This window comes from Streptomyces sp. H39-S7 (assembly GCF_027158205.1).
GTDB lineage: Bacteria > Actinomycetota > Actinomycetes > Streptomycetales > Streptomycetaceae > Actinacidiphila.
This window is the reverse complement of sequence record NZ_JAPVLU010000046.1, coordinates 27,631-48,464: the sequence shown is the minus strand read 5'-3', so window position 1 is coordinate 48,464 and position 20,834 is coordinate 27,631. Positions and strand designations below refer to the sequence as shown.

Sequence of the window (20,834 nt, the reverse complement as noted above, 5' to 3'; positions counted from 1 at the left end):
GCCGAGACCGGGTCGACAACAGTGGCGAGGGGGCAATGATTCGGTACTCCGAATCTCTGCCTGGACATCAGTGTGCCGAATGGCTACACTGACCCTTTGCGCTGCCTGTTAGCTGTAGCCTGGCCCGTCACCAGGGACAGCCCCAAGCCTGAGCACGGAATGAAGAGATGTCCCGTTTGTGGACATCCCCGTGTGCTCGGGGGCGGACACCGGTATGCGCGTAGTGAGTCCGAGCCCTCGGAAGGACCCCCTCTTGGCCGCCTCGCGCAACGCCTCGACTGCCAATACGAACAACGGTGCCAGCACTTCACCGCTGCGCATCTCTTTTGCGAAGATCAAGGAACCCCTCGAGGTACCGAACCTCCTCGCGCTGCAGACCGAGAGCTTTGACTGGCTGCTCGGCAACGCCGCGTGGAAGGCTCGTGTCGAGGCGGCTCTGGAAAGTGGCCAGGACGTCCCCAGGAAGTCGGGTCTGGAAGAGATCTTCGAGGAGATCTCTCCGATCGAAGACTTCTCCGGGTCGATGTCGCTCACCTTCCGCGACCACCGTTTTGAGCCTCCGAAGAACTCGATCGACGAGTGCAAGGAGCGCGACTTCACGTACGGCGCTCCGCTCTTCGTCACCGCCGAGTTCACCAACAACGAGACCGGCGAGATCAAGTCTCAGACGGTCTTCATGGGCGACTTCCCGCTCATGACCAACAAGGGCACCTTCTGCATCAACGGCACCGAGCGTGTCGTCGTCTCGCAGCTGGTCCGCTCGCCGGGCGTCTACTTCGACTCCTCGATCGACAAGACGTCCGACAAGGACATCTTCTCGGCGAAGGTCATCCCGTCCCGCGGTGCCTGGCTCGAGCTCGAGATCGACAAGCGCGACATGGTCGGTGTCCGCATCGACCGCAAGCGCAAGCAGTCGGTCACCGTGCTCCTCAAGGCCCTCGGTTGGACGACCGAGCAGATCCTCGAGGAGTTCGGCGAGTACGAGTCCATGCGCGCCACCCTGGAGAAGGACCACACCCAGGGCCAGGACGACGCGCTGCTCGACATCTACCGCAAGCTGCGTCCGGGCGAACCGCCGACCCGCGAGGCCGCGCAGACGCTGCTCGAGAACCTCTACTTCAACCCGAAGCGCTACGACCTCGCGAAGGTCGGCCGCTACAAGGTGAACAAGAAGCTCGGCAGCGACAAGCCGCTCGACGCCGGCGTGCTGACCACGGCCGACGTTCTCGCGACCATCAAGTACCTGGTCAAGCTGCACGCCGGTGAGACCGAGACCGTGGGCGAGGACGGCCGCAACATCGTCGTCGAGACCGACGACATCGACCACTTCGGCAACCGTCGTCTGCGCAACGTCGGCGAGCTCATCCAGAACCAGGTCCGTACCGGCCTGGCTCGTATGGAGCGCGTCGTCCGCGAGCGGATGACCACCCAGGACGTCGAGGCGATCACGCCGCAGACCCTGATCAACATCCGGCCGGTCGTCGCCTCCATCAAGGAGTTCTTCGGCACCAGCCAGCTGTCCCAGTTCATGGACCAGACGAACCCGCTGTCGGGTCTGACCCACAAGCGTCGTCTGTCCGCGCTGGGCCCGGGTGGTCTGTCCCGTGAGCGCGCCGGCTTCGAGGTCCGTGACGTTCACCCGTCGCACTACGGCCGCATGTGTCCGATCGAGACCCCCGAAGGCCCGAACATCGGCCTGATCGGCTCGCTCGCCTCCTACGGCCGGGTCAACGCCTTCGGCTTCGTGGAGACCCCGTACCGCAAGGTCGTCGAGGGCATCGTCACCGATGACGTCGACTACCTGACGGCCGACGAGGAGGACCGCTTCGTCATCGCGCAGGCAAACGCGCCGCTGACGGACGACAACCACTTCGAAGAGGCCCGTGTCCTGGTCCGCCGCCGTGGCGGCGAGATCGACTACATCCCCGGCGCCGACGTCGACTACATGGACGTCTCGCCGCGCCAGATGGTGTCGGTCGCGACCGCGATGATCCCGTTCCTCGAGCACGACGACGCCAACCGCGCGCTCATGGGATCGAACATGATGCGCCAGGCGGTGCCGCTCATCAAGAGCGAGGCCCCGCTGGTCGGCACCGGCATGGAGTACCGCTGCGCGGTCGACGCCGGTGACGTCATCAAGGCCGAGAAGGACGGTGTGGTCCAGGAGGTCTCCGCGGACTACGTCACGGTCGCCAACGACGACGGCACCTACACCACGTACCGCGTGGCGAAGTTCAGCCGCTCGAACCAGGGCACCTCCTTCAACCAGAAGGTCGTCGTCGACGAGGGCGCTCGCGTCGTCGCCAACCAGGTCCTGGCCGACGGCCCCTCCACCGACGAGGGCGAGATGGCCCTCGGCAAGAACCTCCTCGTGGCATTCATGCCGTGGGAGGGCCACAACTACGAAGACGCGATCATCCTCAGCCAGCGGCTGGTCCAGGACGACGTCCTCTCCTCGATCCACATCGAGGAGCACGAGGTCGACGCCCGTGACACCAAGCTCGGCCCGGAGGAGATCACCCGGGACATCCCGAACGTCTCCGAAGAGGTCCTCGCGGACCTCGACGAGCGCGGGATCATCCGCATCGGTGCCGACGTCGTCGCCGGCGACATCCTGGTCGGAAAGGTCACGCCCAAGGGCGAGACCGAGCTGACCCCGGAGGAGCGCCTGCTCCGCGCGATCTTCGGCGAGAAGGCGCGCGAAGTGCGCGACACCTCGCTGAAGGTGCCGCACGGCGAGACCGGCAAGGTCATCGGCGTCCGCGTCTTCGACCGCGAAGAGGGCGACGAGCTGCCGCCGGGCGTGAACCAGCTGGTCCGCGTCTACGTCGCGCAGAAGCGCAAGATCAACAACGGTGACAAGCTTGCCGGCCGTCACGGCAACAAGGGCGTCATCTCGAAGATCCTGCCGGTCGAGGACATGCCGTTCCTGGAGGACGGCACCCCGGTCGACATCATCCTCAACCCGCTGGGTGTCCCGTCCCGAATGAACCCGGGACAGGTCCTGGAGATCCACCTCGGCTGGCTCGCCCAGCAGGGTTGGGACACCTCCGGGATCACCACCGAGTGGGCCCGCCGGCTGGAGTCCATCGGCGCCGACAAGGTGCCGGCCGGCTCCAACGTCGCCACCCCGGTGTTCGACGGTGCGCGCGAGGACGAGATCACCGGCCTCTTCGAGGCCACGATCCCGAACCGCGACGGCGACCGGATGGTGCTGCCCTCGGGTAAGGCCCGGATGTTCGACGGCCGCTCCGGCGAGCCGTTCCCGGACCCGATCTCGGTCGGCTACATGTACATCCTGAAGCTCCACCACCTGGTGGACGACAAGCTCCACGCCCGCTCCACCGGCCCGTACTCCATGATCACGCAGCAGCCGCTGGGTGGTAAGGCGCAGTTCGGTGGCCAGCGATTCGGCGAAATGGAGGTGTGGGCCCTTGAGGCATACGGTGCCGCCTACGCCCTCCAGGAGCTGCTGACGATCAAGTCCGACGACGTGCTCGGCCGCGTGAAGGTCTACGAGGCCATCGTCAAGGGCGAGAACATCCCCGAACCCGGCATTCCCGAGTCCTTCAAGGTGCTCATCAAGGAAATGCAGTCGCTGTGTCTCAACGTGGAGGTGCTGTCCTCGGACGGTATGTCCATCGAGATGCGCGACACGGACGAGGACGTCTTCCGTGCCGCGGAAGAGCTCGGAATCGACCTGTCCCGGCGTGAGCCGAGCAGCGTCGAAGAGGTCTGACGGGCCGGCCGGGAAGTCGCACTCGCGGCTTCCCGGCCGCTCCGGGCGTCGGTAACACGGCCCCGGAGTGACCCCACGGACTGTTCAGACCATGTTTGACACTCGACCCCGGCAGTGTCACTAGTCGGGTAAAACCCGAAGGCGGGATTGACGACAAGTGCTCGACGTCAACTTCTTCGACGAGCTGCGGATCGGCCTTGCCACCGCGGACGACATTCGTACCTGGTCGCACGGCGAAGTGAAGAAGCCGGAGACCATCAACTACCGCACCCTCAAGCCGGAAAAGGACGGGCTCTTCTGCGAGAAGATCTTCGGCCCCACCCGGGACTGGGAGTGCTACTGCGGTAAGTACAAGCGTGTCCGCTTCAAGGGCATCATCTGCGAGCGCTGCGGCGTCGAGGTAACTCGCGCCAAGGTGCGTCGTGAGCGGATGGGCCACATCGAGCTGGCCGCTCCCGTGACCCACATCTGGTACTTCAAGGGCGTTCCGTCGCGGCTGGGCTACCTGCTCGACCTCGCCCCGAAGGACCTCGAGAAGGTCATCTACTTCGCGGCCTACATGATCACGTGGGTCGACGACGAGCGCCGGACGCGTGATCTGCCCTCCCTCGAGGCGCAGGTCTCCGTCGAGCGCCAGCAGGTCGAGAACCGTCGGGACTCCGATGTCGAGAACCGGCAGAAGAAGCTCGAAGCGGACCTCGGCGAGCTGGAGGCCGAGGGCGCCAAGGCCGACGTGCGCCGCAAGGTGCGCGAAGGTGCCGAGCGTGAGATGAAGCAGCTCCGTGACCGCGCCCAGCGCGAGATCGACCGCCTCGACGAGGTGTGGGCCCGCTTCAAGAACCTCAAGGTCCAGGACCTCGAGGGCGACGAGCTGCTCTACCGCGAGCTGCGCGAGCGCTTCGGTACGTACTTCTCGGGTTCGATGGGTGCCGCGGCGCTGCAGAAGCGCCTGGAGACCTTCGACCTCGAAGAAGAGGCCGAGCGTCTGCGCGAGATCATCCGTACCGGCAAGGGCCAGAAGAAGACCCGTGCGCTCAAGCGCCTCAAGGTCGTCTCGGCGTTCCTGCAGACCACCAACAAGCCCAACGGCATGGTGCTGGACTGCGTCCCGGTCATCCCGCCGGACCTGCGTCCGATGGTGCAGCTGGACGGTGGCCGCTTCGCGACCTCCGACCTGAACGACCTGTACCGCCGCGTGATCAACCGCAACAACCGCCTCAAGCGGCTCCTTGACCTCGGTGCCCCCGAGATCATCGTGAACAACGAGAAGCGGATGCTGCAGGAGGCCGTCGACGCGCTGTTCGACAACGGCCGCCGTGGTCGCCCGGTCACCGGTCCCGGCAACCGCCCGCTGAAGTCCCTGAGCGACATGCTCAAGGGCAAGCAGGGTCGTTTCCGTCAGAACCTCCTCGGCAAGCGAGTCGACTACTCGGCCCGTTCGGTCATCGTCGTCGGCCCGCAGCTCAAGCTGCACCAGTGCGGTCTGCCGAAGGCCATGGCGCTGGAGCTCTTCAAGCCGTTCGTGATGAAGCGCCTGGTGGACCTGAACCACGCGCAGAACATCAAGTCGGCCAAGCGCATGGTCGAGCGCGGTCGCACCGTCGTCTACGACGTCCTCGAAGAGGTCATCGCAGAGCACCCGGTGCTGCTGAACCGTGCACCGACCCTGCACCGCCTCGGCATCCAGGCCTTCGAGCCCCAGTTGGTCGAGGGCAAGGCCATCCAGATCCACCCGCTCGTCTGCACCGCGTTCAACGCGGACTTCGACGGTGACCAGATGGCCGTGCACCTGCCGCTGTCGGCAGAGGCGCAGGCCGAGGCCCGCATCCTGATGCTGTCCTCGAACAACATCCTGAAGCCGGCCGACGGTCGTCCCGTCACCATGCCGACCCAGGACATGGTGCTGGGTCTGTTCTTCCTCACCACCGAGCCGGAAGAGCGCGTGCTCATCGGCGAGGGCCGCGCGTTCGGTTCCACCGCCGAAGCGATCATGGCGTTCGACAACCGCGAGCTCTCGCTGCAGTCGAAGGTCGACATCCGCTTCCCGGTCGGCACCGTCCCGCCGCGCGGCTGGACCCCGCCCGCCCAGGAAGAGGGCGAGCAGGGCTACCAGGTCGGCGACACGTTCCGGCTGCGGACGTCCCTGGGACGCGCGCTCTTCAACGAGCTGCTGCCCGAGGACTACCCGTTCGTCGACTACGCGGTCGGCAAGAAGCAGCTCTCCGAGATCGTCAACGACCTCGCCGAGCGGTACCCGAAGGTCATCGTGGCGGCGACGCTCGACAACCTGAAGGCGGCCGGCTTCCACTGGGCCACCCGTTCCGGCGTCACCGTCGCCGTCACGGACATCGTCGTCCCCGAGGCCAAGAAGGCCATCGTCAAGGGGTACGAGGACCAGGACGAGAAGGTCCAGAAGCAGTACGAGCGCGGCCTGATCACCAAGGACGAGCGCACGCAGGAGCTCATCGCGATCTGGACCAAGGCGACCAACGAGGTTGCCGAGGCGATGAACGCGAACTTCCCCAAGACGAACCCCATCTTCATGATGGTTGACTCGGGTGCCCGAGGAAACATGATGCAGATGCGTCAGATCGCCGGTATGCGTGGTCTGGTGTCGAACGCGAAGAACGAGACCATCCCGCGTCCCATCAAGGCCTCGTTCCGTGAGGGCCTGTCCGTGCTGGAGTACTTCATCTCCACCCACGGTGCCCGTAAGGGTCTCGCGGACACCGCCCTGCGTACCGCCGACTCGGGTTACCTCACCCGTCGTCTGGTGGACGTCTCGCAGGACGTCATCATCCGCGAGGAGGACTGCGGTACCGAGCGCGGCCTCAAGCTGCAGATCGGTGCGCGCGGCGAGGACGGCGTCCTTCGCAAGACGGACGACGTCGAGACCAGCGTCTACGCCCGCATGCTCGCCGAGGACGTCGTCATCGACGGCAAGGTGATCGCGCCGGCCAACGTCGACCTGGGCGACGTGCTCATCGACCAGCTGATCCAGCACGGTGTCGAGCAGGTCAAGACCCGCTCGATCCTCACCTGCGAGTCCACGGTCGGCACCTGTGCCTTCTGCTACGGACGCTCGCTGGCCACCGGCAAGCTGGTGGACATCGGTGAGGCCGTCGGTATCATCGCGGCCCAGTCGATCGGTGAGCCCGGTACCCAGCTGACGATGCGTACCTTCCACACCGGTGGTGTGGCGGGTGACGACATCACGCAGGGTCTGCCGCGTGTCGTCGAGCTCTTCGAGGCCCGTGTCCCCAAGGGTGTCGCCCCGATCTCCGAGGCTGTCGGTCGGGTCCGCATCGAGGAGACCGAGAAGACGAAGAAGCTCGTCGTCACCCCGGACGACGGCAGCGAGGAGATCCCCTACCCGATCTCCAAGCGGTCCCGTCTGCTGGTGGGCGAGGGCGACCACGTCGAGGTCGGCCAGAAGCTGACCGTGGGTGCCACCAACCCGCACGACGTGCTGCGCATCCTCGGCCAGCGCCAGGTTCAGATCCACCTGGTGGCCGAAGTGCAGAAGGTCTACAACAACCAGGGCGTGTCGATCCACGACAAGCACATCGAGATCATCATCCGGCAGATGCTCCGCCGCGTGACGATCATCGAGTCGGGCGACGCCGAGCTGCTTCCGGGCGAGCTCGTCGAGCGCGGCCGCTTCGAGACCGAGAACCGTCGTGTGGTCTCCGAGGGCGGTCACCCCGCCTCCGGCCGTCCGCAGCTGATGGGTATCACCAAGGCCTCGCTGGCGACCGAGTCCTGGCTGTCGGCCGCCTCCTTCCAGGAGACGACCCGAGTGCTGACCGACGCGGCGATCCACGCCAAGTCGGACTCGCTGCTCGGCCTGAAGGAGAACGTCATCATCGGTAAGCTCATCCCGGCCGGTACGGGTCTCGCCCGTTACCGGAACATCCGGGTGGAGCCCACCGAAGAGGCGAAGGCAGCGATGTACTCGGCCGTCGGTTACGACGACATCGACTACTCGCCCTTCGGCACCGGCTCCGGCCAGGCCGTTCCCCTGGAGGACTACGACTACGGCCCCTACAACGGCTGAGTCGTGTCCCGCAGAGTCTGATCGGCAAGGCGGCCGTCCCCTCCCGGGACGGCCGCCTTGCGGCTTTTCGCGGAACTTCGCACGGTCGCCGTGCGTCCGTCAGTATGGAGAGAACATTCGGAGGCGGGGAGGTGTCGCGCGTGTCGATCGATCCGTGGGGCAACGGGCGGCTGCCACAGTCCGGTCAGGTACCCGGCATGCTGGCGGCCAACGCCGACCGGGAACGCACGGTGGACGTGCTGAAGGCCGCGTTCGCCGAGGGCCGCCTGCAGCAGCCGGAGTACGAGCAGCGGATATCCACCGCCTACCAGGCGCGTACCTACGGTGAGTTGCAGCTGCTGGTGCGGGACCTGCCGCAGGGTCCCTCGCCGATGATGTCCATGCAGCCGTCCCAGCCGATGGGCTATGTGCCGCAGACGTTCCTGCCGCCCCCGCCGCGCACCAACACCTCCGCCGTCGCGTCGTTCGTCTGCGGGCTGGCGGGCACCTTCACGCTCGTGACGGCGATCCCGGCGGTGGTCCTCGGCCACAAGGCGCGCAGGGAGATCCGCAGGACGGGGGAGTCGGGCGACGGCTTCGCGGTCGCCGGCCTGGTGCTGGGCTGGATCGTGTCCGGCTTCTTCGCGCTGATCATGTTCTTCGTGATGTTCGCCGCGGTGGCCGGATCCGGTGGATAGCGCGTCCCGGACGGGCGGCGTGTCCTGCGCTGATGCATTTGTTTTGACCGGAGCCGATGCGATAGGTACGATCTGACCTTGTGCCTGGGGTGTGCCCGGGTCCTTGCGCGTGCCCCCAGTCTCGACTGGGAGGTTACCGATATCGCACGGGGACACCGAGGCCGCGGCACCCGACATACGCACGTTCCCTGCTCCACGGGGATGTGCGGGGTCCGCGACACACCCGACCGCGTGGGTCGGTGCCCCAGGTTAGTTTTATCGAGATCGGCACACAGAAACCGGAGAAACGGTGCCTACGATCCAGCAGCTGGTCCGGAACGGCCGGCAGGACAAGGTCAAGAAGAATATGACACCCGCGCTGAAGGGTTCCCCTCAGCGTCGCGGTGTTTGCACGCGTGTGTACACGACCACCCCGAAGAAGCCGAACTCGGCGCTTCGCAAGGTGGCCCGTGTGCGTCTGACCAGTGGGATTGAGGTCACCGCCTACATTCCGGGCGAGGGCCACAACCTCCAGGAGCACTCCATCGTGCTCGTGCGTGGCGGTCGTGTGAAGGACCTGCCGGGTGTTCGCTACAAGATCATCCGCGGCTCCCTGGACACCCAGGGCGTCAAGAACCGCAAGCAGGCCCGCAGCCGCTACGGCGCCAAGAAGGAGAAGTAAGCATGCCTCGTAAGGGTCCTGCCCCGAAGCGCCCGGTCATCATCGACCCGGTCTACGGATCTCCTCTGGTGACCTCGCTGGTCAACAAGATCCTCCTGCACGGCAAGCGCTCCACCGCCGAGCGGATCGTTTACGGCGCCCTCGAGGGCCTCAAGGAGAAGACCGGTACCGACCCGGTCATCACCCTGAAGCGCGCTCTTGAGAACATCAAGCCGACTCTGGAGGTCAAGTCCCGCCGCGTCGGCGGTGCGACCTACCAGGTGCCGGTCGAGGTTCGCCCCGCCCGTGCCTCCACGCTCGCGCTGCGCTGGCTCGTGGGTTACTCCCGCGCCCGCCGTGAGAAGACCATGACCGAGCGCCTGATGAACGAGCTGCTGGATGCCAGCAACGGTCTCGGCGCCTCTGTCAAGCGTCGCGAGGACACGCACAAGATGGCCGAGTCGAACAAGGCCTTCGCGCACTACCGCTGGTAGTCACTACCCACATCGAAACCGAGAGAAGACTGAGCCTAATGGCCACCACTTCGCTTGACCTGGCCAAGGTCCGCAACATTGGGATCATGGCCCACATCGACGCGGGCAAGACGACGACCACCGAGCGGATCCTGTTCTACACCGGCGTCTCGTACAAGATCGGTGAAGTCCACGATGGCGCAGCCACGATGGACTGGATGGAGCAGGAGCAGGAGCGCGGCATCACGATCACGTCGGCCGCGACGACCTGCCACTGGCCGCTGAACGATGTCGATCACACGATCAACATCATCGACACCCCGGGGCACGTCGACTTCACGGTCGAGGTGGAGCGTTCGCTCCGCGTCCTCGACGGTGCCGTCACGGTGTTCGACGGTGTTGCCGGTGTTGAGCCGCAGTCCGAGACCGTTTGGCGTCAGGCGGACCGCTACGGCGTGCCGCGCATCTGCTTCGTCAACAAGCTTGACCGGACCGGTGCCGAGTTCCACCGCTGCGTCGACATGATCGTGGACCGCCTCGGTGCGGTTCCGCTCGTCATGCAGCTGCCCATCGGCACGGAGATGGACTTCAAGGGCGTTGTCGACCTCGTCGCCATGAAGGCGATGGTGTGGTCCGCCGAGGCCACCAAGGGCGAGATGTACGACACCGTCGACATCCCGGCCAGTCACGTCGAAGCCGCCCAGGAATGGCGTGGCAAGCTCCTCGAGACCATCGCGGAGCATGACGACGAGATGATGGAGCTGTTCCTCGAGGGCGAAGAGCCTTCGGAAGAGGCACTGATGGCCGCGATCCGTCGCGCCACCATCGCCTCGACCGACTCCGAGCACCAGGGCAAGCCGACCTTCACGCCCGTGTTCTGTGGTTCCGCGTTCAAGAACAAGGGCGTTCAGCCCCTGCTCGACGCCGTGGTCCGCTACCTGCCGTCGCCCCTGGACATCGAGGCCATCGAAGGCCACGACGTCAAGGACCCGTCGGTGGTCGTGAAGCGTCGCCCGTCCGAGGACGAGCCGTTCTCCGGTCTTGCGTTCAAGATCATGAGCGACCCGCACCTGGGCAAGCTCACCTTCGTCCGGGTCTACTCGGGCCGCCTCGAGACCGGCACCTCGGTGCTGAACTCGGTGAAGGGCAAGAAGGAGCGCATCGGCAAGATCTACCGTATGCACGCGAACAAGCGTGAGGAGATCGCGGCGGTGGGCGCCGGCGACATCATCGCCGTCATGGGCCTGAAGCAGACCACCACCGGTGAGACGCTGTGCGACGAGAAGAAGCCGGTCATCCTGGAGTCCATGGACTTCCCGGCCCCGGTCATTCAGGTCGCGATCGAGCCCAAGTCCAAGGGTGACCAGGAGCGTCTGGGCGTCGCCATTCAGCGTCTCGCTGAAGAGGACCCCTCGTTCCAGGTCCACTCCGACGAGGAGACCGGCCAGACCATCATCGGTGGTATGGGCGAGCTTCACCTCGAGGTGCTGGTCGACCGCATGAAGCGCGAGTTCCGCGTCGAGGCGAACGTCGGCAAGCCCCAGGTCGCATACCGCGAGACGATCCGCAAGACTGTCGACCGGATCGACTACACGCACAAGAAGCAGACTGGTGGCACCGGCCAGTTCGCGAAGGTACAGATCTCGATGGAGCCCATCGAGGGCGGCGACGCCTCGTACGAATTCGTGAACAAGGTCACCGGTGGCCGCATCCCCCGCGAGTACATCCCCTCGGTGGACGCGGGCGCCCAGGAAGCCATGAAGTTCGGCATCCTGGCCGGTTACGAGATGGTGGGTGTTCGCATCACCCTTCTCGACGGTGGTTACCACGAGGTTGACTCCTCCGAGCTCGCCTTCAAGATCGCCGGTTCGCAGGCGTTCAAGGAGGGTGCTCGCAGGGCGAGCCCCGTACTGCTCGAGCCGATGATGGCCGTTGAGGTCACCACGCCCGAGGACTACATGGGCGACGTCATCGGCGACCTGAACTCCCGCCGTGGCCAGATCCAGGCCATGGAGGAGCGCAGCGGCGCCCGTGTCGTCAAGGGTCTCGTGCCCCTGTCGGAGATGTTCGGCTACGTCGGAGACCTCCGCAGCAAGACCTCGGGTCGCGCAAGCTACTCGATGCAGTTCGACTCCTACGCCGAGGTTCCGCGGAACGTCGCTGAGGAGATCATCGCGAAGGCCAAGGGCGAGTAGCGCTCAATTCGCAGTTCTGCTCAACCCTTTAGGCTTGACAGCAGGCATCGGGGCATTCGGCACAATCCACAGGGGCTTCGGCCCTGAGTAGCGTGGCGGATGCCCCGGCAGCCCGCATTCCAGCAAAGATCACCTGGCGCCGATGAAGCAAGGCGTACAGAACCACTCCCAGGAGGACCCCAGTGGCGAAGGCGAAGTTCGAGCGGACTAAGCCGCACGTCAACATCGGCACCATCGGTCACATCGACCACGGTAAGACGACGCTGACCGCGGCGATTACCAAGGTGCTGCATGACGCGTACCCGGACCTGAACGAGGCCTCGGCCTTCGACCAGATCGACAAGGCTCCTGAGGAGCGCCAGCGCGGTATCACGATCTCGATCGCGCACGTCGAGTACCAGACGGAGTCGCGTCACTACGCGCACGTCGACTGCCCCGGTCACGCGGACTACATCAAGAACATGATCACGGGTGCGGCGCAGATGGACGGCGCCATCCTCGTTGTCGCCGCGACCGACGGCCCGATGCCGCAGACCAAGGAGCACGTGCTCCTGGCCCGCCAGGTCGGCGTTCCGTACATCGTCGTCGCCCTGAACAAGGCCGACATGGTGGACGACGAGGAGATCCTGGAGCTCGTCGAGCTCGAGGTCCGTGAGCTCCTCTCCGAGTACGAGTACGCGGGCGACGACCTTCCGGTCGTGCGCGTGTCGGCGCTCAAGGCACTCGAGGGCGACAAGGAGTGGGGCGAGAAGCTCCTCGGCCTCATGGCGGCCGTCGACGAGTCGATCCCGACTCCGGCACGTGACGTCGAGAAGCCGTTCCTGATGCCGATCGAGGACGTCTTCACGATCACCGGTCGTGGCACCGTCGTCACCGGTCGTATCGAGCGCGGTGTGCTCAAGGTCAACGAGACTGTCGACATCATCGGCATCAAGGAGACCAAGACCACCACCACGGTCACCGGCATCGAGATGTTCCGCAAGCTGCTCGACGAGGGCCAGGCGGGCGAGAACGTCGGTCTGCTCCTCCGTGGCATCAAGCGCGAGGACGTCGAGCGCGGCCAGGTCATCATCAAGCCGGGTACGGTCACGCCGCACACCGAGTTTGAGGCCCAGGCCTACATCCTGTCGAAGGACGAGGGTGGCCGTCACACCCCCTTCTTCAACAACTACCGTCCGCAGTTCTACTTCCGGACGACTGACGTGACCGGCGTCGTTACCCTCCCCGAGGGCACCGAGATGGTCATGCCGGGCGACAACACCGCCATGACGGTCTCGCTGATTCAGCCGATCGCCATGGAAGAGGGCCTGAAGTTCGCCATCCGCGAGGGTGGCCGTACCGTGGGCGCCGGCCAGGTCGTCAAGATCACCAAGTGATCTGACGCTCTAGCGAGCAACACACCGAGGGCCCTGCCCCCACCGTTCGCGGTGGGGGCAGGGCCCTCGGCCTTTCCCGGGAGCGCCGCCCTACGCCGTGGACTGCGTCTCGGTCCGCCAGACCCATGGGGTGGCGGCGAAGTCCAGGCCGACCACGTACGCCCGTCCGTCGGGGCCGTGCAGCAGGGTGGGCGTGCCGACCGGGAGCGCGAACGGCGGCCGTTCGCGCGGCCGTCCCGGCTGCGCGGTGTCCAGGAGCTTGACGGTGCCGTCCAGCTCCTTGCCGAGCAGCAGCAGCCCGCCGCGGCCCGGCGCGGCGCCCACCGCGACATCGGCGTAGCCGCCGTACCCGCTCAGCTGCGCGGGTGTCAGCACGCCGTCGCGCGACGCGGTGCCGTCGACCGTCCGCAGGACCAGCTCCCCGGTGACCGGCCGCCGGTAGGCCACCGCGAGGGTGCCGTCGGGGGCGAGCGCCGCGGACGGCGGTTCGCCGGGCTGCGGCATGTCCCGCAGGGCCTGGAAGGCCATCGGCTGCCCGGGAGCGGGCTGCGTCCAGTGGTGCACGGTGTCGCGGCCGGCGGCGAAGACGTGGATGCGCGCCCGGCCGTCGAGGACGACCGCCAGGCCGTCCTGCACCTCGTCGCCGCCGAGGTCGCGCCAGTCGCCCCACGTGCCGCCGGGCTCCCTGACCTTGGTCCAGACGCCCTTGGCGGCGCTCCGGACGAAGAGGTGGACCCGCCCGTCGGGGGTGGATATCGCGACCGGGCAGCCGATCCGGCGGCCGCGGTCCTCCGTGGGTTCCGGGTTGCCCAGACCCTTCCAGGCACGGAAGGGGCCGTCGGGGGAGCCCTGCTCCAGCAGGACGATCTCGCGCGCGTTGTGCCCGCCCTGGCCCCGCAGCGAGGAGAACCGCAGGGCGAACAGCAGCCGGCGGCCCGTGGAGTCCTTCACGGCGGCCAGCGCGGGGGCCAGCGGCCCGCCGCCGAGGTCCTGCGGATCGGTCCACCGGCCGCTGCCGGGCGTGTTCTCCTGCCAGCGCACGGCCCGGGTGCCGAGCACGCTGAACGCCTCCAGCCGCCCGTCCGGGCCGGCGAAGGCCGCGGGCCGGGCACCGGGGTAGCGGTAGTGCGTGGAGCGGACCCAGCCCTTGGGGTTGGTCAGCGGAGAGTTCTGGCCGACGCCGTAGTCCCCGCACCCGGCGGCGTTGCCGCAGTCCCACTCCGGGTCCCCGCCGTAGGGGAGCAGGTACGCGTTCTTCTCCCGGACCACGGACTGCGGGAGATTGCGGGGCCAGCGCTGGTTGTAGTACCCGCGGTACGCGGTGGTCACGAACCGCGGTACTTCACCGCCGTCCGCCTTGACGCCGGCGGCGACCCACTGGGCGAGCGCCTTCCAGGCGAAGAGCGCGGCGGGTGTGTGGTCGCGGTGGTCGGAGTAGCCGTCCTGGTCGCTGTTCTGGTGGTGGGCCGCGTCGTGCACCTGGATGTCGGGATCGGGGTCCAGGGTCTGCACCAGCGTCGGCTGGTAGCGCTCCAGCAGCGCGGCCAGCGAGTCCACCAGGGTCTGGTGGCCGACCTTGGAGGACTTCCTGACGGGAGAGCCGGTGGCCACCACCGTGTCCAGGGTGATGCCGGGGACCGCCCACAGATGGGGGAGTCCCATGAGGTTCCGGTTCCCCTCGCCCATCGACAGGTTCACGAAGACCAGATCGGCCCGGCGGTCGCCGTTCGCCAACTGGTCGAGCTCGACGGTGAGTCCGCCGGTCAGCCGCAGCGCGGAGTGGCGCCACGGGGTGAACTTGTCGAGGCCGAGCATGGTGGCGTACGCCTGGCGCAGCCCCTGGTGGCGGGCGGAGGAGTACGCCTGCCGGTCGGGCTTCGGCCTGGGGGTGCGCGGCGCGTGGTTCACGCCCACGGACTCGCCGGCCGTCACGTAGACCGAGACCACCGGCACACCGCCGCGCACGGCGTGCAGGGTGTCGGGGTTCATGAAGTAGAGGTCGTCGTCCGGATGCGCGAGGACCTGGAGGAGCAGCGGTTTCGCACCGGGACGGTACGCCTGGACCGCGCTCGGGTCGGGCTCCGCGACCGGTTTCGCGTCGGACGGCGTGCTGGTGCAGCCCACGGCGGCTGCCGCCGTGGACATGGCTGTGGCGACAAGGAGTTCCCTGCGGGACAACCTTCGCCTCGTAGAGACGCTCACAACAGGTAGGAGCGAGAAGTGGGCCCCGAGGTTGCGTGCGAGAACCTGCACAGCGACTGACCTAGGGTGGTCCGTCGGGCAACCAGGGCGTTAAGGGAGCGATGCGTGTATCTGTCGGAGACCCGGGCGGGCGACAAGGCCCGGTCCGAGGAACGGCCGGGCCGCCGTCGGGGCTGGCGCGGCCTGGTGTCGGCGAACGTGCTCGCCCTGGGGATGACGAGCCTGATCACCGACATCTCCTCGGAGATGGTCACCGCGGTCCTCCCCGTGTATCTGGTCACCGGACTCGGCCTGAGCATGCTGCAGTTCGGCTTCCTGGACGGCGTGTACTCGGGGTCGACGGCCCTGCTGCGCATCGTCGGCGGCTACCTCGCCGACAAGTTCACCGCACGCAAGGCCGTGGCGGGCTCCGGCTACCTCATGTCGGCGGTGACGAAGCTCGGATTCCCCCTGGTGGGCGCGTCGGTGCCGGGTATCGGGATGATGATGGCCGTCGACCGGGCCGGCAAGGGGATCAGGACCGCCCCGCGCGACGCGCTGATCTCGCTGTCCACCCCGCCGGAGTCGCAGGGCCGGGCGTTCGGTGTGCACCGGGCGATGGACACCGTCGGCGCCTTCATCGGCCCGGTCATCGCCTTCGCCCTGATGTCGATGATGAGCACGCAGCTGGGCACCGCGTACGACGCGGTGTTCGTGGTGAGCTTCTGCATCGGCGCGGTCGGCGTGGTGGCCCTCGTGCTGTTCGTCCGGGACCCGTTCACGCGGAAGAAGACGGCCAGGGTCGCGGTCTCGCTCCGCGCGGGCCTGGGGATGCTCGGCAACGCGGCGTTCCGGCGGGCCTGCGTCGGGGCCTGCCTGCTGGGCCTGGCGACGGTGTCCGACGCGTTCATCTACCTGGCGCTGCAGGACCGCACCGACCTGGCGATCTCCTGGTTCCCGCTGCTGCCGCTCGGCACGACCGGCGTGTACCTGCTGGCGGCGGTGCCGCTGGGCGGGCTGGCCGACCGGATAGGCCGCTGGAAGATCTTCCTGGCCGGGCACGCCTGTCTGATCGGCGCCTACCTGCTGACAGGCGGTGTCCTCGACCTGCGGGGCACGGCCCTGATCCTCGTCGTCCTGGCCCTGCACGGGCTGTTCTACGCGGCGACCGACGGCGTCCTGATGGCGCACGCCGGGCCGCTGATCCCCGAGGAGCTGCGCACCAGCGGGCTGTCCGTGCTGCAGACCACCCAGACCCTGGGCCGCTCCGTCTCCTCCGTGGCGTTCGGCGCCGCCTGGATGCGCTGGGGCCCGGAGAACACCATCCAAGGATTCACCGTCGCCCTGACGGCCGCCGTGCTGCTCTGCATGGTGATGCTGCGGCCTGGTGCCGCCCACGGTCCTGAGGTGGCCGGCGTATGAAGAACCGGATCATAGTTTTCGTGGTGTGCGTGGCCGTGCTGGCCTCGGTGGCCGTCGGGTACACCGTGTACGCCCTGCAGCGCGACAAGGCCCGCGCCGCGGGCGGTGAGGGCGTGCGCCCGGTCGCCGGCGCGGTCGACCTCGCCCCGGGCGGCAGCGCCCGGCTGGTCTTCCGCGACACCGCCAAGGGCCCTGGCTTCGGCCGGCTGGCGCAGGTGCGGGTGGGCAGCCCGCAGGGCGGCCGGCAGGTCGACACGCAGGCCTGCGAGCGCAGTTACGCGGCGGCCGGCCGGCTGCTCTGCCTGGCCGGCGAGAGCGGCCTGGTCGTGCACCACTACGCGGAGCTGCGCGACAGCCGGATGAAGCTGCTCAAGCGGATCCAGCTGCCCGGGCTGCCCAGCCGGGCCCGGCTCTCCGCCGACGGCCGGATGGCGGCCTGGACGGCGTTCGTCTACGGGGACTCGTACACCTCGGCGGGGTTCTCCACCCGCACCGGCATCTACGACGCGCGCACCGACACGGTGGTGCCGACCCTGGAGGCGTTCGAGGTCCGGCGGAATGGCAAGGACTTCACACCGCCGGACCGGAACTTCTGGGGGGTGTCGTTCCTCAAGGACGACAACACCTTCTACGCGACGCTGGGCAGTGCCGCCAACGGCGGCACGTTCCTGGTCCGCGGCGACTTCGCGGCCCGCACGATGACGGTGCTGCGGGAGAACGTGGAGTGCCCGTCGATCTCCCCGGACGGCACCCGGCTGGTCTTCAAGAAGAAGGTCTCCGACGACCCGTCGAAGCCCTGGCGGCTGTACGTGCTGGACCTGGCCTCCATGCGGGAGACGGCGCTCGCCGAGACCCGCAGCGTGGACGACCAGGGCGACTGGCTGGACAACCGCACCATTGCGTACTCCCTGCCGACCGGCAGCAGCGCCTTCGACGTGTGGCGCCAGCCCGCGGACGGCTCGGGCAGGCCCCAGCTGATGGTGACGGGCGCCTACGGCCCGAGCGTCGTCCGCTGAGCGCTCCGCGCAGGGGGCCGGGGCCGGTTCAGTGGGCGAACGACATCGTGCTCGGCGGGGAGACGTAGCGGTCGTAGTTGTCCTGTGCCGGGTACGTGCGGCCGGCCGGGCCGGCGGCGAAGACGCGCAGGATGTTCTCGGAGACCTGGCGGGCGAACTCCGCGGACGCCTCGGGCACCCGCTTGCCGCCGGACCGCTCGCGGCAGCCGGTGTTGCCGTAGACGCTGCAGGCCCAGCTCATGGTGCCGGTGGCGAAGACCCCGGCACCCGAAGGCACCGTGTAATAGGCCGCGTTGGCCCGGGTCCTGGCGCCGCGGCAGGTCAGCGGGGAGTCCCCGACGACCTGGATCGGGCGCGGCACCGGGACCCCGGCCATCAGCCGGTCCGACTCGACGCCGACCAGCCCGATGTACTTGCTGCCGGCCTTGGCGCCGGTGCCGCGGAACATCCACGCGTCGGGGTCGGTGACGACGAAGGGCGCGTAGACCGGGTTGCACTCGTACAGCACGCCGGTCAGGACGCTCTCCGGGCGCGGGTCGGGCGGCAGCCGCCACTGCTGGGTGGCCTGACTGGGGTCCTTGAGGATCATCGGGTCCTCCGCGGGGTCCTTGTAGACGACCACCACGCGGTCCTTCCCCAGAGAGCTGGGCTCCAGCCGTATGTGCCGGTAGGCGGCGTTGGAGGAGAAGAAGGCGATGTTCACCCCGGAGTCGCGGATCTTGAGGGTGTTGTCGCGCATCCCCGCCGACCAGTACTCGTCGTGCCCGGAGAAGATCACCGAGCGGGCGCCGCGGAACAGCTCCGCGGAGTTGTCGAGGTCGGTGTCGGTCGCGTAGGCGAGCGGTATGCCCATCCGCTCCGCGACGCTCAGCATCGGCAGCTCGTACCAGTTGAAGGGCGAGCCCTTGCCGTCGTACGGCCGGTCGAAGCTGGCCTTGCGCGAGCGCTTGGCGTAGCCGGGTCCCGTCGTGCCGCGCGAGTCGCCGTAGACGTTGGTGCCGCCGCCCCACTTGTTGTACGCGGCCCACGTGGTGACCGCGTTCACGAAGACGGTGCGCCCGGCGGTGGAGGTGGAGCGGATCGTCAGCGTCACCCAGCGGTCGTGGCCCGCGCTGGAGACGAGCTTGAGCAGGTAGCTGCCCTGCGGCCAGTTCTTGGTGCTCACCGTCAGGGACGGCTTCCACGGTGCGCTGACCATGTATATGCCGGGCACCGTCGCCGGGCCGGCCTGCCGCTCACCGTGCTGGGCGGCCGACGACCAGACCTTGCGGCCCTGCTTCCCCTGGTACCAGCCCATCCGGAACGCCTCGACGTGGAAGCTCCTGGCGGTGGTGGAGACGAACAGGCGAAACGATTCTCCTGAGGTGACGCTGACATGGTCGGCGAAGCCCTCGATCGCGTCGGACGGCCCCGGGTCGCGCAGCCGCCAGGCGGTGCTGCCCGGCCGCTCGTTCTCCGCCGTCACCGACCAGCTGTCCATGTCGAGCGGGGGAGCGGCCTTGGGGGTCCTGGCGGGCGGCGACACCGGCCCGCCGCCCGGTGCGCCGCACGCGCCGGCGAACAGCGCGAGAGCGGCCGTGAGCAGTACCAGACGGGGCAGCCTCTTCAACGCACACTCTTTCTCGTCCGACGTGTCCCCGTCAGGTCAGGGAACTCCGCCGAAGAGGACGGGCCGGGGCGGCCTTTGGTTGCCCCGCGTGCCCAGGTGGTACTGTCACCGGCTCGATTGGCGTCGAGTGTGCCCCATATGGCACACTAGCCAAGTTGCTCGGTCGAGCGCCGATGCTGCGCGCCTCCCGTCGGGAGGACCGGAAGCGAGTCCCACAGTACTCGTCGTCATGATCCACCTCGGTGGCATGGCGGACGTACGGGAATCTTCCGGGAAGCGTTAGTGCGGTTCCGGCCAGGCACCCGGTGGGAGTCTTCCCCACATCCTGCGGTGAGAGCGCCGCGCTTCCTTCTCCGAGGGATTTCCGCTTGCGGAAATTTATGAGAAGGGGTGCGACACACCCGACCGCGTGGGTCGGCGAAGAGGCAGTACCGACCGGGTTCCAGAGCGTTACGAGACAAAGGACTACGGAGTAGCCATGGCGGGACAGAAGATCCGCATCCGGCTCAAGGCGTACGACCACGAGGTCATCGACTCCTCGGCGAAGAAGATCGTCGAGACGGTGACGCGTACTGGTGCGCACGTCGCAGGCCCGGTGCCGCTGCCCACTGAGAAGAACGTGTACTGCGTCATCAAGTCGCCGCACAAGTACAAGGATGCGCGCGAGCACTTCGAGATGCGCACCCACAAGCGGCTCATCGACATTCTCGACCCCACGCCGAAGACGGTTGACTCGCTGATGCGTCTCGACCTCCCGGCTGGCGTCGACATCGAGATCAAGCTCTGAGGTGACGCGCGAGATGGCTAAGAGCATTAAGGGCGTCCTGGGCGAGAAGCTCGGCATGACGCAGGTCTGGGACGAGAACAACCGCATTGTGCCGGTGACCGTCATCAAGGCCGGCCCGTGTGTCGTGACCCAGGTCCGCACCAACGACGTCGACGGCTACGAGTCGGTTCAGATCGCCTTCGGCGAGATTGACCCGCGCAAGGTGAACAAGCCCCTCAAGGGTCACTTCGCCAAGGCCGACGTAACCCCGCGCCGCCACCTGGTGGAGCTTCGTACGCCTGACGCCAGTGAGTACACGCTGGGCCAGGAGATCACCGCTGCGACCTTCGAGTCCGGTGTCAAGGTCGATGTGACCGGCACCAGCAAGGGCAAGGGTTTCGCCGGTGTCATGAAGCGTCACAACTTCAAGGGTCTCGGCGCCGGTCACGGCGTTCAGCGCAAGCACCGCTCCCCCGGCTCCATCGGTGGCTGCGCCACCCCGGGTCGTGTCTTCAAGGGCATGAAGATGGCCGGCCGGATGGGTGGAGAGCGTGTGACCACACAGAATCTGACCGTCCACGCCGTTGACGCGGAGAAGGGCCTGCTCCTCATCAAGGGAGCGGTACCTGGTCCGAACGGCGGCCTCATCCTGGTCCGTACCGCGGCCAAGGGGGCTTGAGGAT

General features: G+C 67.4%; 13 protein-coding genes. 11 read left to right on the top strand and 2 right to left on the bottom strand.

Annotation, left to right across the window (positions count from 1 at the left end; all coding sequences use genetic code 11):
- Positions 1–253: 253 nt before the first annotated feature.
- From rpoB to tuf, 7 genes are all read left to right on the top strand, one after another.
- Positions 254–3,739 (top strand): DNA-directed RNA polymerase subunit beta, encoded by a 3,486-nt coding sequence (gene rpoB, locus O3X23_RS33905; protein ID WP_269276335.1) that lies wholly within the window; start codon positions 254–256, stop codon positions 3,737–3,739.
- 157 nt (positions 3,740–3,896) lie between these two features.
- Positions 3,897–7,796: a DNA-directed RNA polymerase subunit beta' gene (locus O3X23_RS33900; RefSeq protein WP_269276334.1), complete on the top strand. Its 3,900-nt coding sequence runs from the start codon at positions 3,897–3,899 to the stop codon at positions 7,794–7,796.
- 197 nt (positions 7,797–7,993) lie between these two features.
- A complete protein-coding gene (locus O3X23_RS33895) occupies positions 7,994–8,473 on the top strand; it encodes a DUF1707 and DUF4190 domain-containing protein (protein WP_269276355.1) in 480 nt (159 codons plus the stop codon).
- Between the two features lie 289 nt (positions 8,474–8,762).
- Positions 8,763–9,134: a 30S ribosomal protein S12 gene (gene rpsL, locus O3X23_RS33890; protein WP_138352888.1), complete on the top strand. Its 372-nt coding sequence runs from the start codon at positions 8,763–8,765 to the stop codon at positions 9,132–9,134.
- A gap of 2 nt (positions 9,135–9,136) precedes the next feature.
- On the top strand, positions 9,137–9,607 hold the full coding sequence (rpsG, locus tag O3X23_RS33885) for a 30S ribosomal protein S7 (RefSeq protein WP_138352889.1): 471 nt from the start codon (positions 9,137–9,139) through the stop codon (positions 9,605–9,607).
- Positions 9,608–9,645: 38 nt separating this feature from the next.
- Positions 9,646–11,781 (top strand): elongation factor G, encoded by a 2,136-nt coding sequence (gene fusA, locus O3X23_RS33880; RefSeq protein ID WP_269276333.1) that lies wholly within the window; start codon positions 9,646–9,648, stop codon positions 11,779–11,781.
- Between the two features lie 182 nt (positions 11,782–11,963).
- Positions 11,964–13,157, top strand: a complete 1,194-nt coding sequence (gene tuf, locus O3X23_RS33875; RefSeq protein WP_269276332.1) for an elongation factor Tu — start codon at positions 11,964–11,966, stop codon at positions 13,155–13,157.
- Positions 13,158–13,247: 90 nt separating this feature from the next.
- Here tuf and O3X23_RS33870 read toward each other — a convergent pair whose 3' ends face one another.
- Positions 13,248–15,302, bottom strand: a complete 2,055-nt coding sequence (locus O3X23_RS33870; RefSeq protein WP_269276331.1) for a PIG-L family deacetylase — start codon at positions 15,300–15,302, stop codon at positions 13,248–13,250.
- Positions 15,303–15,464: 162 nt separating this feature from the next.
- On the opposite strand from O3X23_RS33870, the gene O3X23_RS33865 reads away from it, so the two are divergent.
- Together O3X23_RS33865 and O3X23_RS33860 are read left to right on the top strand one after the other, a co-directional pair.
- Positions 15,465–16,760, top strand: a complete 1,296-nt coding sequence (locus O3X23_RS33865; protein ID WP_269276330.1) for an MFS transporter — start codon at positions 15,465–15,467, stop codon at positions 16,758–16,760.
- Positions 16,757–17,776, top strand: coding sequence for a hypothetical protein (locus O3X23_RS33860; RefSeq protein ID WP_269276329.1), 1,020 nt, complete (start codon positions 16,757–16,759; stop codon positions 17,774–17,776). The genes O3X23_RS33865 and O3X23_RS33860 overlap by 4 nt, the downstream gene beginning before the upstream one ends.
- A 28-nt stretch (positions 17,777–17,804) precedes the next feature.
- On the opposite strand, the gene O3X23_RS33855 is transcribed toward O3X23_RS33860, so the two are convergent.
- Positions 17,805–19,385 (bottom strand): N,N-dimethylformamidase beta subunit family domain-containing protein, encoded by a 1,581-nt coding sequence (locus O3X23_RS33855; protein ID WP_269276327.1) that lies wholly within the window; start codon positions 19,383–19,385, stop codon positions 17,805–17,807.
- A gap of 478 nt (positions 19,386–19,863) precedes the next feature.
- Between O3X23_RS33855 and rpsJ the strand changes: the two genes are divergently transcribed.
- Together rpsJ and rplC are read left to right on the top strand one after the other, a co-directional pair.
- On the top strand, positions 19,864–20,172 hold the full coding sequence (rpsJ, locus tag O3X23_RS33850; protein WP_138352895.1) for a 30S ribosomal protein S10: 309 nt from the start codon (positions 19,864–19,866) through the stop codon (positions 20,170–20,172).
- Between the two features lie 13 nt (positions 20,173–20,185).
- A complete protein-coding gene (gene rplC / locus O3X23_RS33845) occupies positions 20,186–20,830 on the top strand; it encodes a 50S ribosomal protein L3 (RefSeq protein WP_164297319.1) in 645 nt (214 codons plus the stop codon).
- Positions 20,831–20,834: the final 4 nt, after the last annotated feature.

What these genes read in the sequence shown, in the direction of transcription:
- O3X23_RS33895 (WP_269276355.1), top strand. Translation starts at nt 7,994, where the DNA reads ATGCTGGCGGCCAACGCCGACCGGGAACGCACGGTGGACGTGCTGAAG.
- rpsG (WP_138352889.1), top strand. Translation starts at nt 9,137, where the DNA reads ATGCCTCGTAAGGGTCCTGCCCCGAAGCGCCCGGTCATCATCGACCCG.
- fusA (WP_269276333.1), top strand. Translation starts at nt 9,646, where the DNA reads ATGGCCACCACTTCGCTTGACCTGGCCAAGGTCCGCAACATTGGGATC.
- O3X23_RS33870 (WP_269276331.1), bottom strand. Translation starts at nt 15,302, where the DNA reads ATGTCCACGGCGGCAGCCGCCGTGGGCTGCACCAGCACGCCGTCCGAC.
- O3X23_RS33860 (WP_269276329.1), top strand. Translation starts at nt 16,757, where the DNA reads ATGAAGAACCGGATCATAGTTTTCGTGGTGTGCGTGGCCGTGCTGGCC.
- rpsJ (WP_138352895.1), top strand. Translation starts at nt 19,864, where the DNA reads ATGGCGGGACAGAAGATCCGCATCCGGCTCAAGGCGTACGACCACGAG.
- rplC (WP_164297319.1), top strand. Translation starts at nt 20,186, where the DNA reads ATGGCTAAGAGCATTAAGGGCGTCCTGGGCGAGAAGCTCGGCATGACG.